Source organism: Streptomyces sp. NPDC005811, assembly GCF_040630405.1.
Lineage (GTDB): Bacteria > Actinomycetota > Actinomycetes > Streptomycetales > Streptomycetaceae > Streptomyces.
The window spans coordinates 1-15686 of record NZ_JBEXXK010000075.1; the positions used below are offsets into that span (position 1 = coordinate 1).

At 71.9% G+C, this 15686-nt stretch carries 13 protein-coding genes; 12 read left to right on the plus strand and 1 reads right to left on the minus strand.

Annotation, left to right across the window (positions count from 1 at the left end; genetic code table 11):
- The 12 genes from ABZ490_RS46745 to ABZ490_RS46800 form a co-directional block, all read left to right on the plus strand.
- The coding region (locus tag ABZ490_RS46745; protein ID WP_359005167.1) for a DUF6507 family protein at positions 1 to 240 on the plus strand (240 nt) is incomplete at its 5' end.
- On the plus strand, positions 237 to 2828 hold the full coding sequence (locus ABZ490_RS46750; protein WP_359005169.1) for an ADP-ribosyltransferase: 2592 nt from the start codon (positions 237 to 239) through the stop codon (positions 2826 to 2828). The genes ABZ490_RS46745 and ABZ490_RS46750, both read left to right, overlap by 4 nt.
- Before the next feature lie 57 nt (positions 2829 to 2885).
- Positions 2886 to 3287, plus strand: a complete 402-nt coding sequence (locus ABZ490_RS46755; RefSeq protein ID WP_359005172.1) for a hypothetical protein — start codon at positions 2886 to 2888, stop codon at positions 3285 to 3287.
- Positions 3280 to 3681, plus strand: a complete 402-nt coding sequence (locus ABZ490_RS46760; RefSeq protein WP_359005175.1) for a hypothetical protein — start codon at positions 3280 to 3282, stop codon at positions 3679 to 3681. Before ABZ490_RS46755 ends, ABZ490_RS46760 begins: the two co-directional genes overlap by 8 nt.
- A complete protein-coding gene (locus ABZ490_RS46765) occupies positions 3674 to 4471 on the plus strand; it encodes a DUF6508 domain-containing protein (RefSeq protein ID WP_359005178.1) in 798 nt (265 codons plus the stop codon). The genes ABZ490_RS46760 and ABZ490_RS46765 overlap by 8 nt, the downstream gene beginning before the upstream one ends.
- Positions 4468 to 5046: a hypothetical protein gene (locus tag ABZ490_RS46770; protein ID WP_359005181.1), complete on the plus strand. Its 579-nt coding sequence runs from the start codon at positions 4468 to 4470 to the stop codon at positions 5044 to 5046. Before ABZ490_RS46765 ends, ABZ490_RS46770 begins: the two co-directional genes overlap by 4 nt.
- A gap of 133 nt (positions 5047 to 5179) precedes the next feature.
- Entirely contained in the window at positions 5180 to 5623 is a 444-nt protein-coding gene (locus ABZ490_RS46775; protein ID WP_359005270.1) for an HD domain-containing protein, read from the plus strand.
- A gap of 36 nt (positions 5624 to 5659) precedes the next feature.
- Positions 5660 to 5962: a hypothetical protein gene (locus tag ABZ490_RS46780; protein WP_359005184.1), complete on the plus strand. Its 303-nt coding sequence runs from the start codon at positions 5660 to 5662 to the stop codon at positions 5960 to 5962.
- A gap of 87 nt (positions 5963 to 6049) precedes the next feature.
- The gene (gene eccD / locus ABZ490_RS46785; protein WP_359005186.1) at positions 6050 to 7405 is read left to right on the plus strand and encodes a type VII secretion integral membrane protein EccD; all 1356 of its coding nucleotides are present in this window, start codon (positions 6050 to 6052) and stop codon (positions 7403 to 7405) included.
- A 19-nt stretch (positions 7406 to 7424) separates the two neighbouring features.
- Positions 7425 to 8744: a hypothetical protein gene (locus ABZ490_RS46790; RefSeq protein WP_359005189.1), complete on the plus strand. Its 1320-nt coding sequence runs from the start codon at positions 7425 to 7427 to the stop codon at positions 8742 to 8744.
- Between the two features lie 58 nt (positions 8745 to 8802).
- Positions 8803 to 12780, plus strand: a complete 3978-nt coding sequence (eccCa, locus tag ABZ490_RS46795) for a type VII secretion protein EccCa (protein WP_359005192.1) — start codon at positions 8803 to 8805, stop codon at positions 12778 to 12780.
- 8 nt (positions 12781 to 12788) lie between these two features.
- Positions 12789 to 14210 carry a DUF6177 family protein gene (locus ABZ490_RS46800; protein ID WP_359005195.1) on the plus strand — a complete coding sequence of 474 codons (1422 nt, stop codon included), beginning with the start codon at positions 12789 to 12791 and terminating at the stop codon, positions 14208 to 14210.
- Positions 14211 to 14250: 40 nt separating this feature from the next.
- On the opposite strand, the gene ABZ490_RS46805 is transcribed toward ABZ490_RS46800, so the two are convergent.
- On the minus strand, positions 14251 to 15396 hold the full coding sequence (locus tag ABZ490_RS46805; protein WP_359005198.1) for an acyltransferase family protein: 1146 nt from the start codon (positions 15394 to 15396) through the stop codon (positions 14251 to 14253).
- Positions 15397 to 15686 lie beyond the last annotated feature (290 nt).

A 15686-nucleotide genomic window follows, 5' to 3' on the forward strand; every position in this document is an offset into this window, starting at 1 on the left:
GCTCCGGCGGCGGGTGGTGAGCAGGCGCAGGGCGGTCTGGTGGCGTTGGCGTTGTCGCAGTATGCGGAGCGTGCGTCGAAGGATCTGTCGTTCGTTGCGGCTCGTGCCGGGAAGTCGTTGCAGGGCGTGGTGGATGCGACGACCGCGTACTTGAATGGTGATGAGCAGATGGCGTTGGAGGCGCAGCGGAACACGCTGAAGGCGCCGAAGCTGGACATCCCGGGGGCGGGCAAGGAGTGATCAAGCCCGAGCAGATCCCCCAGTTCACCGGTGACCTGGCGCAGTTGGAACTGGACCACGCGAGTCTGAAGAAGGACGCCGGAAACGTCCGGGACACCGGCAAGGACGTCAACACCCAGTTCCAGGGCCTGTCGGCGTTCTACAAGGCACCCGAGGCCGAGCAGCTTTTCGGCACCACCAAGCCGGTGCAGGACCGGGCCGACGACTTCGGGACGGACCTGGAGACGGTGTCGTCGGCCCTGTCCTCCTACGCCACCGAGATCCGGCCCCTCGTCTCCAAGCTCAAGGAGCTCAAGACCAAGGCGACCACCTTCGTCGACTCCGTGAAGGACGACGACGACTGGGAGTACGACGGCGACAAGGTCGACGAGCACAACCAGCTGCGCGACGACATCACCGCGACGGTCGCCGCGTTCTGGGCGGCGGAGCGGACCTGCCACAACAAGATCACGGGGATCTGGGGCGGGACCCAGATGGTCGCGGGCGACGGCTCGGAGCGCAAGGACCAGTACGGCTTCAACGCGGAGGACCTGAAGAACGCGAAGCTTCCCTGGGGTGACCCGGTGGACGAGAGGCATCACTGGTACGAGGTCGGCCACTGGGTGAAGTCGTTCGTCTGGGACGGCCTGATCGTGGACGGTATCTGGGGCACCATCAAGGGCCTGGGCACGCTGGTGGGCTTCGGCGGCTGGGACGCGATGGGCCAGGCCTGGAAGGGCCTCGCCCAGCTCGCGACCGGTCTCGCGCTGGCCTCCATCCCCGGTGTGGGCACGGCGTTCTGGCTCATCCCCGACGACAAACTCCCTTCCTGGATCCGTGATTCGCGTACGGCGATGAAGGAGACGGGCAAGGCGCTGGTCGCCTGGGACGAGTGGGGCAAGAACCCCGGCCGTGCGGCCGGTGCGGTCACCTTCAACGTCCTGACGACGGTCTTCACGGGCGGGGCGGGCGGCGCGGCGGCCGGCGCGGGCAAGGCGGGCGCGGTGGCGAAGGTGCTGTCGGTGGCGGGCAAGGCGGGTCGCGTGATCGACCCGATGACGTACATCGCCAAGGGCGCGGGCGCCGGGCTGTCGAAGATCGGCGACATCGCCAAGGGGCTCAAGGGCCTCGGCAAGATCGACATGCCCACGCTGCCGGACGGCTCGGTCCACCTTCCCGACGGCCGTCTGCTGGACCCGAACGGCAACCTCCTCTCGCCCGACGGCACCATCGACACCACACCGGTCCCGCACGAGTCCGTACCGGCGTCGTACCAGACCCCCTCCGGGCTCCCGTCCCACTGGACGACCCAGACCCCGGGAGCGACACCGTCGTACGCGGCGCATACGGCCGACAGCGGGGCGTACGCCGGGGCGCATGCGACGAGCGACGGGATCCACGGCGGTACCCCGCACGCCACTGCGGGCACGGGGTCGTACACCGGCGGCGTCCATGCGACGAACGACGGGATCCACGGCGGCATTCCGCACTCCACGGGGAGCAGCGGGACGTACACGGGCGGTCTGCACGCCACGTCGGACGGCATCCACGGCGGCATCCCGCACGGCACGGGCGACGCGGTCCCGGCGGGCGCGCACTCCGGTACGACCCCTTCGGCCTGGTACCACGACACCCCGGCGACCGCCGCGACACACGACGTACCGACCACCACCCCGCACGACACGGCCCCGCACACCGGCGGCCACGACACCCCTTCCACCCACCCGCACGACGGCTCGCACGGCGGCGGCCACGACGGTGCCGGTCACGACGGAGCAGGGCATGCGGACGACGCCGCGCACACCGGCGACCACGTGGGCGCCTGGGACCACGTGGACGTCGGCGACGGCGGCCTGGACACCGGCGCCCACCACGGCACCGACGTACCGGTCACCTCGGGCCACCCGGGCCCGGACGTGCCGGGGCATCCCGGGGCGGGGGAGCCGTTCGAGTACAAGCCGCTCATGTCCGAGGACGAGTTCAACCACCTCTCCACGGACGCCGAACGGCACGCGGTGGCTACGGCCGAACTGGATGGCGGGACGAATCCCTGGCCCAGCTCCAGCAACGCCGCGGGTCAGGCCTACGGCGACGCCCACTGGAACGACTTCCTGGACAACCTCGACCCCAAGGCCCAGGGAGCGCTGTCGAAGTACACCGACCACTACTACACACAGATCAACGGCCAGCTGAGGGAATTCGCCCTGCACCCCGACCGGCCTCTGGATCCCCAGATCGCGGCCGTGCGGGACGACATGGACCGGGTCATGGGCGCCCACCCCGTGCCCGAGGACATCATGGTCGTGCGCGGCACCGCCATCGATCACCTCGATCTGGACTCGCCGCTCGACATGCAGGGCGAGATCTTCACGGACGACGGATACACTTCCACGTCGCTCGGCAAGGACGCAGCCTTCGACTACAAGCCGGTGATCATGCACTGGAGAGTGCCGAAGGGCACCCCCGCCCTTTGGGTCGACCACATCTCCGTGAACAAGGGTGAGCGGGAACTGCTGCTAGCTCGTGGTACGCAGTACAGGGTGTCGCGTGTCTTCCAGGATTCAGCGGGCAAATGGCACGCATACGGGGAGGTTCTGCCCAACCCGTAGCGAACGGCTCCGCTCGGTCGGCGGCCGTATGGGCAGACGTACAGAAATGTGGACTTCATGAGTAGTGAACAGCCGCCGGTCAACCCGCGTTTCGCGGAAGACCTTCAGATGCGGCGCGTGGGTGGCCCCGCGAAGTACAGCCGTACGACCGAGGGACCGGTGGCTCATCTGGCCGTCGCCGACCGGACCGGTACGGTCATCGGGTACCTGTGGGCGAACGACGAGGACGGTGCCGCCGGCTGGGTGGTGCCGCCGGGTCTCTCGGCCAACGCCGTCAACGCCGGTGGGCCGTGGCTGCGGACCCTGCGCGACGGCAAGGCGCGGGAGCTCGCGCCGACGGCCCTGCTCGCGGAGCTGGCGCGAGGCGCCAAGGACAGCGAGTACAGCCATGTCGTACGGGACTCGCTCACCACGGCCCCGTCCCTCGCCGCCCTCAAGAACCAGGTCGCCGGTGGTTGACCCCGCGCCGGTCAACCCGCGCTTCGACGAGGATGTGCACTTCGACCTCGTGGCGCCGGGGCCGGCGAGGTACCGGACGCGGACCGACAAGCCGGTGCGGTACCTGACGGTGGCCGACAAGGAGGGCGGCGCGGTCCTCGGATACGTGTGGGCGAGCGACGAGGACGACGCCGCCGCGTGGGAGCCGCGGCACGCCGCCGGGCCCCGGGCGTACGCCGAGGGCGGCATCTGGCACGCCAGGCTGGAGGAGGCCAAGGAGCGAGGGCTTCTGCCGTCCCAGGCCCTCGATGAGCTGCTGGCCGGCCCGGAGGGCAACAAGGGGCGTGCTCTGCCGGGTTCCCTGGCCGACGCACCCAACGCCGACGTGGTCGAGAACCTGGCTGCGAGTGAGTAACGAGCAACCGGTCCCCACCCCCCTCCCTGACCCCCGCCACCCCGTCTGGTACTTCCCCGTCACCGCCGACGACGGAGAGATCGTCGGATACGTCTGGGGCGATCACACCGTCCCCGAGGTCGGCTGGGCGCGCCGTGCCGCGCGTACCTCCCGGGTGCGCGCGCTGGAGGGGAAGTGGGCGCAGCAGGTGTTCACAGCCGGGCAGCGGCAGGCCGCTCCGGTAGTCGTGGTGGCCGGGCTCGCGCGGGCGAAGGGCGCTGGGGCGGTCGTCGGCGCCTCCTCGACGGCGGTGGTCGAGGCACTCGCCCGTACCGTCACCGAGGCCGACGACCACTGGCTGCTGGCACAGCTCCACGATGCCGCCCACGACAGCTGGCGCGAGCTGGCCGACGCCTTCGACGCGCTCAGCGACGAGGACCGCTCCGTCGAGTGGGGCGGAGGCGGCAAGCAGCCGAACGGGGTCATCCACGTGGCGTATCCGCGTTACAGCGAGCCCCTGATGCGGGTCTTCGCGGCGCTGTACGCCGTTGGTGCCGTCACACCCGAGTACCGGTGGACGGAGGCCCCCCTGCCCAAGCCCGACCCCGACGGCCGGCTCGCCCCGGCGGACGCCGTCCGTGCCGCCACCACGGTGGTGGTCGGCGAGCGCATCAGCGAGGGCATGATCGCCGACGCGGCGAAGGACGGCCTGCTGGACGCCATCGGAGCGTCGCTTCGCGCCTGGCGCGCAGGACGAACCCCTCCCACCGTTACCACCGCACCTGATCCATGGAGAATCCCCACCCCATGACCACCCCGCCCCACGGCAACCCCTACGCCGGCCCTGCCCCGCAGGCCGTCCCCAACCCCTATATGCATCAGGGTGGTTACCCGCAGCCGACCGCGCCGTACGGGTATCCGACGCAGCAAGGGCAGCAAGGGCAGCAAGCGCATCCGGGGTACGCCGTGTATCCGGGTCACCCCCAACCCCCCACCCCCACCTGCATGTTCTGTGCCGGCGCCCCCGCCGTCCACGTCACCTTCCGGGCCCACCGAGGGATCCTCGTTCTGATGACCTTCGGGAAGCAGACCGGGACGATGTGTGCGACCTGCGGGGTCGCGGTCTACCGGGAGTTGACGACGCGGACCTTGTGGCAGGGGTGGTGGAGTCCGTTCTCGTTGTTCCTGTTCGCGCCGTTCACGGTCCTCCACAACCTCGTCGTCGCCCGCAAGGTGCGGAAGCTGTCGCCTCCGGCGCCGGGGCAGCACGGGCCGCAGGTCGATCCCGGTGTCCCCGTGCACCGGCGGCCGTTGGCGTATGTCGCGTTCGTCCCGGTGCTCTGGGTGCTGTTCATGATCGTGACGGGCCTGGCGCAGGGCTCCTGACGGAGGCCGTCCGGGGAAACAACCCGCACCCCGGGTGTACGCCCCCGCCTCCCGTGCCTTATGTTGCACGGGCAAAGTAAGGGGGAATTTGCATGCTGCACCACGGGCACGACCCGAGGCGCGCGCCGTGACGATGAGCCTCGCCGAGATCGAGGCCGTCGCGTGTGCCGCGCACGCCGGGCAGACGGACAAGGCCGGACGGCCGTACACCGAGCATCTGCGAGCTGTCGCCGAGGGCGTGCGCGCCCGGGGTGGCGGTGCGGAGCTCATCGCCGCGGGCTGGTTGCACGACGCCGTCGAGGACCATGCGCTGAGCGAGGAGTGGCTGCGCGAGGCCGACCTCGATCCGCGGACCAAGGACGTCGTCCTCGCCGTGACCAAGCGGGCGGGCGAACCGCCCGAGGCCTACGCGCGGCGGATCCTCGCCACGCCCGGCGCCCGGCTGGTCAAGGCGGCCGACCTCGCGCACAACGCCGACCCGGACCGCCTCGCCGTACTCGACGAGACCACCCGCACCCGGCTGGAGCGGAAGTACAGCGCCATGAGGCAGCACCTCGGCCTCACCCCGCACGACTGACGGCCCACCAAAAAGCTACGCACAGGACGACGACGAATGGCACGGGACTACGACAGCCAACTGCTCGAGTCGGTGGCGGTGCGGCGGCGCCGGATGCGTGACGCGCTGCTGTTCGGCGCCCAGCGCGGCCGGCGCACGCTGGACGAACGGCTCGGCAAGGTGTTCGCGGGCATAGCGATCGCCGCCGTGCTCTGCGCCGGCTGCGTCGGCTGGTCCTTCCTCCAGGCCACGCTGGCCAAGCAGAAGGCCGAGCAGGAGAAGCAGCAACAGCAGCAGGAGCAGATGTACGACCCCGCGAGCAGCAGCCCTTCCGCGGGCGCGACTGGGGAGAAGCAGTGAAGAGGACGAGCAGAGGACGAGCATGCGTGACCGGTGCACGGTAAATCGGCCCGTTGGCCGGAAAGACGCGATGATAGGTTCCGGTGAGTGGTGAGCACTGCGACGACGTCTCGGACCCAGCTCAGCCGTATCACCCTGATCGGTGAACGGCGGCGCGCCGACCTCGTACTTCCGTCGGACACGCCGATCGGCCAACTGCTCCCCGACATACTGCGGTTGCTCGACGACCGGGTCGCCTCCCGGCCGACCACCCGTCAACTGGTCACCTCCGACGGCTCGGTGCTGCCGAACGACGCCACGCTGTCCTCGGCCCGGGTCGCCGACGGCGCCGTGCTCCAGCTGGTGCGCGCGCACGCCGCGCCGCCCGCCCCGGTCGTGCACGACGTGACCGACCTCGTCGCCGACGACCTCGATCTGCACGCCTGGCGCTGGCGCCCGGCCGCACGCCGGATCAGCGCCGGGGTCGCCACCGTCGTCTTCGCCGTGGCCGCGGCCGTCCTGGCCCGCGGCGAGTTCGCGGCGGAGTCCGTCGCCACCGCGCTCGCCGTCGCCACGCTGGTGTTCCTGCTGGCCGGCGCGGCCGTCGCGAAGATCGGCGAGGGCAACCTCGGACTCGCCACCGCGCTGCTGGCCGCCTCCGGCGGACTCGGTCTGCTCACCGCGTGGACCGCGGCCGACGCCTACGACTGGTCCGGCGAGGCCCGGCTCGCCGGTGTCGTCGCCGCGGCCGTGGTCAGCATGGTGCTGCTCGCCTACTTCTCGCCCCTCGGCCGGGGCGGGCTCATCGGGGCCGGGGCGGCCGTCGCCATGGCCGCCGTGTGGGAGGCCGTCGCCGCCGTACAGGACCGTCCGGACCGGCTAGGCGCCGTGATGACGGTGTTCTCGGTGGTGCTGCTCGGGCTGCTGCCGCGGCTCGCGCTGATGGCCTCCGGGCTCACCGGCCTGGACGACAAGCGGTCCACAGGGGTGTCGGTGAGCCGGCACCAGGTCTCCAACGCGCTCGCCGCCACCCACCGCGGGCTCGCGCTGGCCACCGTGGTCACCGCCGCCTCGGCCGCCGGCGGCGGCTGGCTGCTGACCACCGCCGACCGGCCGAGCGCCTGGACGGTGACCCTGGCCTCGCTCACCGCCGTGGTGCTGCTGTCCAGGGCCCGCGCGTTCCCGCTGGTCGTGGAGGTCGTGGCGCTGTTCGGGGCGGCCGCCGTCCTCGTCGTACGGCTCGCCGTGCTGTGGCTGGACCACGCCGGCGGCGCCGGTGCGCTGGCCCTGCTGGGGGCCGCCGCGCTGCTGCCGCTGCTGGTCCTCGCGATCGAACCGCCCGAACACGTCCGGATCCGGCTGCGGCGGCTGGCCGATCTCGTCGAGTCCCTCGGGGTGATCGGACTGTTCCCGCTGGCCGTCGGCGTGTTCGGCATCTACGGGCAACTGCTCGACAAGTTCTGAGGTCTGGGAGAAGGGCGACATGCCGAGCGGTGAGAACTGGCAGAACGACGTGCTGCGCGACCTGAGGGGCGGCGGACCGCAGGGTCCGCGGCCCGGCGTACCCGCGCAGCAGCCTGCGGCGGAGAACGCCCCGGCCCCCGGCCCGCAGGCCGAGACCCCGGGCTACGGCTACCCGCACCAGCAGCAGCAGCCTGCCTACGGCTATCCGCCGCAGCAGCAGCCCGCCTACGGCTATCCACCGCAGCAGTCCCAGCCCCAGCAGCCGTACGCCGAACAGCCCCCGCAACCCCAGCCGTACGCGGAACAGTCCCCGCAGCCCCAGCCGTACGCCGAGCAGCCCCTGCAGGCCGCCCCGCAGCCCCAGCCGTACGCCGAGCAGCCCCCGCAGGCCGCCCCGCAGCAGAACCCCCGCCGCGCCGCCCCCGACACCCGGCCCGTCCTCGACAAGCGGCTCGCCGCCACCGGGCTCAAGCCGCGGCACGGCGAGCCCTTCGCCGCCCGCGCCCTGCGGGCCGTACGCCGTACCGTCTCGTCCTCCGCCGCGCGCGAGGTCGCCGAGACCACCGCGACCGCCGAGACGCTCCAGCGGACGGTCACCACCGGACGGCAGATTGCCGTGACCTCCATCCGCGGCGGCTCCGGCAAGACCACCGTCGCCGCCCTCCTCGGGGCGACCTACGCCCACTACCGGCAGGACCCCGTCCTGATGGTGGAGGCGGACCCGGCGCTCGGCTCGCTGCCGTTGCGGCTCGGCGCGGAGAGCCTGCGCTGGACCACCGGCGACCTCGCCGCCCTCGTCGAACCGCAGATGTCGCTGCTCGACATCACCGGCTACCTCGTCCAGCTCCCGGAGAACGCCTGGCTGCTGCCGGGCAGCCAGGGCCAGGTCGGCGCGATGCTCGACACCCGCGGCTACGAGCGGGTCATGGTGTCGCTGCGCCGCTACTTCGGGGTGACCGTCGTCGACTGCGAGACGCTGCCCGCCGAGGTGGCCCGTACCGCCCTGTCCGCCGCGCAGGCCCGGGTGCTCACCGCGCCCGCCACCCTGGAGGGCGTCGCCAGCACCCGCTCGGTGCTGGAGTGGATGCGCGGACTGCCCCGCGACATCACCACCACGACCGTCGTCGTCCTCACCGAGACGGCCCCGCACCCCGGCCTCGACCTGGACAAGGCCGCCGAGCAGCTCAAGGCGACCGGGGCGAGCGTCCGCGTCCTGCCGTACGACCGCCACCTCGCGGCCGGCGGCGCCATCCGCACCGATCTGCTCGCCCGCCCGACCCGGCTGGCCGCCACCCGGCTGGCCGCCGAGGTCTTCGAACTGTCCCAGAAGCGCCGTTGACCTCCCTCGACAGGACCCCTCGAAAGGCCCCCTCGCAGGGAACCCCGAAGGACAGACGATGAGTACCCGACTGATCCACCGCCCGGCGCGCACCACCCGCCCGCCGGCCGCCTCCGAGCCGCGCACCATAGAGGCCCCGCCCAACCTGCCCGAGGGCAAGGCGGGTTCCATCGCCACCTCGCTGCTGCCCGTCGCCGGCGTGATGTCCTCCGTCGTGATGATGACGGTCGTGCGCAACAGCCAGTTCGCCGGGCTCGGCGCGATCATCCTCGTCGTCACCCTCGTCGGCTCCCTCACCCTGGTCTTCTCCCAGCGCGGCAAGGCCCAGCGCACCCGCCGCACCCAGCGCGAGGCCTATCTCGCCTATCTGGAGGACCTGCGCGAGGAGCTCAGCAAGGAGGAGCGGGAGCGCGCCGAGACCGCCCAGGTGCTCAACCCGCCGCCGGACGCGCTGTACGACATCGTCCGCGACCCGGCCCGGCTGTGGGAGCGCCGCCGCGTCGACGGCGACTTCCTGCGGGTGCGGGTCGGCACCGGCGAGATGCCGGTCCGGGACCTGAAGGTCGGTCAGCAGGGCTCGTCGGTGCTGACCCCGCCGGACCAGTTCATGCTGAACGAGGCGTCCGCGCTGATGTCCCGCTTCCGCACCGGCACCGACCTGCCGCTCACCGTGCCGCTGGACCGCGTCGGCAACATCAGTGTGATCGGCGACCGCGAGGACACCCTCCGCATCGCCCGCGCGCTGCTCGTCCAGGCCGCGGCCACCCACGCCCCCGACGACGTGGCGTTCGCGCTCGCCGCGCCCGGCGACCGGATCGCCGACTGGGAATGGGCGAAGTGGCTGCCCCACCTCCTCGACTCCGAGCAGTACGACGGACCCGTCGCCGCCCGCCGGATCGCGCCCTCCGTGCCGCAACTGGCCCGGCAGATCGGCCCCGAGCTGCGCCGCCGCGCCTCCTTCGCGGCCGAGCTGCGCCGCGGCCTGTCCGGCAAGGACGCCCTCGGCATGGCCTCCCGGCTGCTCGTCGTCGCCGACGCGCACGGCGACGACGCCGTCGACCTGCCCCGCCCCGACGACGCCGTCGGCCTGCGGGAGATGGGCATCACCATCCTGCACCTGCTCGACGAACGGGTGCAGGAGCCGGGCAGCGTCGGGGTGCGCATCACCGTCGACGGCGAGCGGATCGCCATCGAGGACCTGCGCGAGGAGGAGCCGATCGGCGCCCACGGCACGGTCGACGAGATCGGCGTCCCGTTCGCCGAGGGCTTCGCCCGGATGCTCGCCCCGCTGCGGCTGTCCGCCGACTCGATGGCCGCCGACGCCCCGCTCTCCGGGCCGGTCGACTTCGCCGAACTCCTCGGCATCGAGGACGTGGCCGACCTCGACCTGACCCGGCTGTGGGCGCCGCGCGGCGAACGCGCCTTCCTGCGCGTGCCCATCGGCGTCAGCGACTCCCACGAGCCCGTCCTGCTGGACCTGAAGGAGTCCTCCGAGCTGGGCATGGGCCCGCACGGCCTGTGCGTCGGCGCCACCGGTTCCGGCAAGTCCGAACTGCTGCGCACCCTGGTCCTCGCCCTCGTCGCCACGCACCCGCCGGAGGACCTCGCCATGGTCCTCGTCGACTACAAGGGCGGCGCCACCTTCGCCCCCTTCGCCGACCTCCCGCACGTGGCCGGCGTCATCACCAACCTGGAGAACCAGGCCGGACTCGTCGAACGCGTCCACGCCTCCCTGGCCGGCGAGGTCAAGCGCCGCCAGCAGGTCCTCAAGGACGCCGGGAACGTCGCCGACATCGGCCACTACGCCGCCCTGCGCGCCGAGAAGCGCCCCGACCTCGACCCGCTGCCGCACCTGTTCGTGGTCATCGACGAGTTCGGCGAACTCCTCACCGCCAAGCCCGACTTCATCGACCTGTTCCTGTCCATCGGCCGTATCGGCCGCTCCATCGGCGTGCACCTGCTGCTGTCCAGCCAGCGCATCGAGGGCGGCAAGCTCAAGGGCCTCGACACCTATCTGTCGTACCGGCTCGGTCTGCGCACCTTCTCCGCCGACGAGTCCCGCACGGTCCTCGACACCACCGACGCCTTCCACCTGCCGCCGCTGCCCGGCTTCGGCTACCTCAAGGTCGACACCAGCCACTACGAGCGCTTCAAGGCCGGTTACGTCTCCGGCGCCTACAGCGGCCCGGTGCGCCGCGAGCAGGAGGACACCGGCCCGCTCGCCCTGGAGTACGAGGCCTACAACACCCTCGGCCACGAGGAGGGCGCCGCCCCGCAGGAGCCGCAGATGCGGCGCCGCGAGACCGGGCCCACCGAGATGGGTGTCATGGTCGAGCAGATCGAGGGCGCCGGCGCCCGCCCCGTACGCCAGATCTGGCTGCCCCCGCTGCCCGAGGCGATCGCCCTCGACAAGGTGGCGGGACCCCTCCAGGTCGGCCCGCGCGGCACCCAGCTCGCCAAGCGGCGCGGCCCGCTCCAGGTGCCGCTGGGCGTCCTCGACGACCCCACCAGGCAGTGGCAGGGCCAGTGGTACCTGGACCTCACCATGGCGGGCGGCCACGCGGCGGTCATCGGCGGCCCGCAGTCCGGCAAGACCACCCTGCTGCGCACCCTCGCGCTCTCCCTGGCGCTCACCCACACCCCGCAGGAAGTCGGGATCTACGGCCTCGACCTGGTCGGCGGCGGCCTCCAGGCGCTCGCCGGACTCCCGCACGTCGGCGGGGTCGCGGGCCGCGCCGACCGTGAGCGCGCCGCCCGCACCATCGACTCCGTGCGCGGCATGCTCGACCAGCGCGAGGACCTCTTCCGCGTCCACGGCATCGACTCGCTCGAACAGCTGCGCACCCTGCGCGCGGCGGGCCGCCTCCCCGAGCTGGCCTCCACCGAGATCGTGCTGCTCATCGACGGCTTCGGCGCCCTGCGCGACGACTTCGAGGAACTGGACGACGCCGTCGTCGACATCCTCAAGCGCGGCGGCGGCTACGGCATCCACGTCGTCGCGGGCATGCTCCGCTGGAACGACGTGCGGATCGCGACCCAGTCCCAGTTCGGCACCCGGGTCGAGCTGCGGCTGAACGACCCGAGCGAGTCCAGCATCGAACGCAAGCTCGCCCAGACCCTCTCGCCCGAGGAGAAGGGCCGGGTCCTCACCGACGGCAAGCTGTTCGCACAGGTCGCGCTGCCCCGCACCGACGGCCTGGCCGACACCGCCGACCTCGGCGCGGTCCTGGAACGCGCCGCCCGCACGATCCGCGCCACCTGGACCGGCGAGGTCGCCCAGCCCGTCCGCGTCCTCCCGCACCTCCTCGAACCGCACCTGCTGCCCGGCCCGTCCGCCGAACCCCGCCGGGTCGCCGTCGGCCTGGACCAGACCCAGCTGGCGCCGGTCCTGCTCGACCTGTTCCACCACGACCAGCACCTGCTGATCATGGGCGACAGCGAGTGCGGCAAGACCAACCTGCTCAAGGTGATCGCCCAGGGCCTGATCGAGCGCTACGGCGACGACGAACTGGTCTTCGGCATCATGGACCCGAGGCGCGGGCTGCGCGGCACGATCCCGGAGGAGTACCGGGGCGGCTACGCCTACAACGCCAAGCTCGCCGCCGGCCTGGCCGCGGGCATCGCCACCGAACTCGACAAGCGGCTGCCCGACGAGAGCACCGACGCCTCCGACCTGGAGCCCGGCAGCTTCTCCGGCCCGCGGATCGTGATCCTCGTCGACGACTACGACGTCCTCACCACCGCCGGCCAGCAACCCCTGGCCCCCTTCCTCCCGTACATCCCCTCCGCCCAGGACATCGGCCTGCACTTCGTCCTGACCCGACGGGTCGCGGGCGCCTCCCGGGGCCTGTACGAGCCGCTGCTGATGGGGCTGCGCGAGTCCGGCGCGGCGGCGCTGGTGATGTCCGGCGACCGCAGCGAGGGCCAGCTCTTCACCGGTGTCTACGCCTCCCAGCAGCCGCCCGGCCGCGGTGTGCTGGTCCGCAGGGGCGAACCGAACCGACTGATCCAGACCGTCCACGCGGGGACGAGGTAGAGGGACCCATGACCAAGGACGTCGTCGCACTCACGAAGAAGATGCCCGACCCGCTCAGCGTGATCGCCGGCCTGCTCTCGGGTGGCCCCGACACCCTGGTCGGCGCGGAGGAGGACGGCGCGCTGGTCCGGCTGCACGACGAGCAGGGCCGCCCCCTGCTCTCGGTGGAGGCCCCGCTGCTCGTCCAGGTCAGGGGAGAGGCCCACCGGCTCCTCGGCGCCGACGAACCCGAGGTCCCGTACTGGTGGACCGAGGCCCGCGCCACCACCGGGGTGCGCGAGGCGGAGGCCCTGGCCGGCACCTTCGCGGCCCGGGTCGCCACCCTGGTCGGCGGCACGGCCTGGCCCCGCGAGGCCGCGTCCTCCCTCGCCGTGGTGAACACCGAGGGCATGACCGCCGTCCCCGTGCCCGCCGCCGCGCAGCCCGCCGTCGACGTGCTCACCGACAAGGTCGCCGTGGTGATCCAGGACCGCCCCGTGGTGGCGATGACGGCCTGGCTGGCCGACACCTTCCGGGCCGCCGCCGACGCCGGACTGGGCCTCCAGATCGTCACCCCCGCGGGCACCCGCCTCTCCCCGGCGGTCCGGGGCGCCCTGCCCGGCTGGCCCTCGCGCTGGGTGGTGCAGGACGAGGAGTGCGGCTACTACGACGGCCTGTCCGGCGCGGTCCTGCGGTGGGCGAACGGCCTGTTCGTGACCGTCGAGTCCCCCGAGGCCACGCCCGAGGACCCCCGCACGCCGGTCGCCGAGTCCTTCACCCGGGAGATCGCCGACTCCGGCGAACGCCAGCTCGCGATCTCCTTCCGCTGCGTCCACCCGGCCGACGACCGGCTGGTCCTCGGCGGCGCCCTGGAGGCGGTCTGGCGCGAGATCACCGGCGAGCCGCCGGCCGGCTGGGGCACCGAGGAACCCGCCAACCTGCCCTGGTCGCTGCGCCAGGTGACGGACGTGGCGTTCGAGCGCGCTCCGGCGCCGACCTGGCTGGTGGTCGTCGGCACCCCCGAGCGCCCGGCCCTGGCGACGGTGCGCGTCTCCCGCACCAAGGGAGGAGTCGAGGAGGACATCACCCTCGCCTTCGGCTACGGCCCCGGCGAGACCGTCCCCACGGACGCCTCGATCATGAAGGCGGCGGAGATCCTGGCCACCCGCCACGACCTGCAGTCGATGCTCGTCCAGGTCCGCAGGGCCCGCCGCGACCTCGCGGTCCCGCCCCGCTTCGAGGGCCCGGGAGTCCCGTACGCCTTCGTCCTCGGCGCGGAGGAGGTCCGTACGATGCCGGGCGACCGGGCAAGGCGCACCCCCCTGCGCCAGAAACCGCGCGAACTGGGCCCGAAGACCCGCCCGGCCCTCTACTACCCGTTCCCGGGCAACCCGTCGGACCTGTCGGGCTGGAAGGACTTCGAGGGGTTGATGACCCACCTGAAGGGCTGAAGCAACCTGAGGGCAGCGGCTTTCAGCCCCCCACCCCCTCCTAGGCGGACGCCTCCCGCTCCTTGGCACCCCGCACGGGATCCCTCCGGAACGCCCACTCCATCCGAGGCTCGATCACCCCCCGGAACACCCGCCGCACGGGCGAGGTGCACAACAGCGTGACGACGACGGCGACAGCGACACTCACGGCGATCTCCCCGAGAGGGCCGTGCAGCGAGCGGTGGTCGAACCACCCCCGGTACTCGGCCCCCTTGATGAGAAACCCGTGCAGCAGATACCCGTACAGCGTCCCCGCCCCGAGCGAGGTGATCCACAGCGTCCGCCCCGGCACCCAGGAGAAGAAGAGGGCGGTCAGCACCAACGAGCACCCGAACAGCGCGAGTTGCATGACCGGCCCGACCCACCACGGAGCGCCCAGCTCCTGTGCGGAGTCCCGGTGGTAGAACCACGCCGCGTTCATCCGCGGCACCGCCCACCAGGAGAAGGCCAGCGCGAGGGCGAACACCGGCACGGCCGCGACCCGCACCGCACGCCGCCGCACCAGCCGGAAGTGCTCGGCCCGCAGACACAGCCCCAGCACGAAGAACGGCAGGAACTGGAGCACCCGCTGGAGATCGAGGTCGTCCCCGATGTCCGGGCTGACGGACGCCAGCACGGCGATGGCGAGTGCGACCGGCAGCGGATGGCGCAGGGTCTTCCACAGCGGAGTGGTCAGCCGCCAGATGAACAGCGCGATCAGGAACCAGGTCAGGTAGTAGGGGTCGAGGAGGCTGATCTCCTGGCCGGGGCTGTGGTCGCCGTAGCGCTTGAAGAGCGAGTAGCCGGTCTCGAAGACGACGTACGGTACGACGACCCCGGTGAGCAGCCGCTTCACCCGGCTCGGGCTCGCGTCGAAACTCCGGGAGAAGTACCCGGAGACGATGATGAACGCCGGCATGTGGAAGCTGTACACGACGAGGTACGCCGCCTGGAGGACCCGGCTGTCGCCCTTGAGCGGCTCCCAGGAGTGGGCCACGGCCACCAGCACGATCGCCAGGTACTTGGCGTTGTCGAAGAACGCGTCACGCCGGCCCGACGGCCGCGGCGACGGTCGCCCGGCGGATCTGTCCGGGGCCGGGTGGTGCTGGTCGTTCTGGTTCTGGGACGAGCGCGGGCTCTGAACGAGAGACGAGACGGCGTGGAACATTTGAGGCACCCTAGCGTTGCTTGTGCGTACGCGTAAAACACCGCAGGTCATTCTCGTAATGACGCACGTCCGCCCGCGGCCCCACTTCCCGCCTGCCCGAGATGTCGTGATTCATCCCGACTAAAAGGTGCATAACACCCGTTGCGCGGCCCCTATTGATGCACCGTCGGGCCTAATTCGAAATAGCCGCGCACATGTTGTGTGGAGACAGAAACGATCTCCTTCAATTCCCGTGCCGGGCGGGCCTCGAATTGTCGTGCGGCACGACCTTGTCCGAACGGTCACCGCGA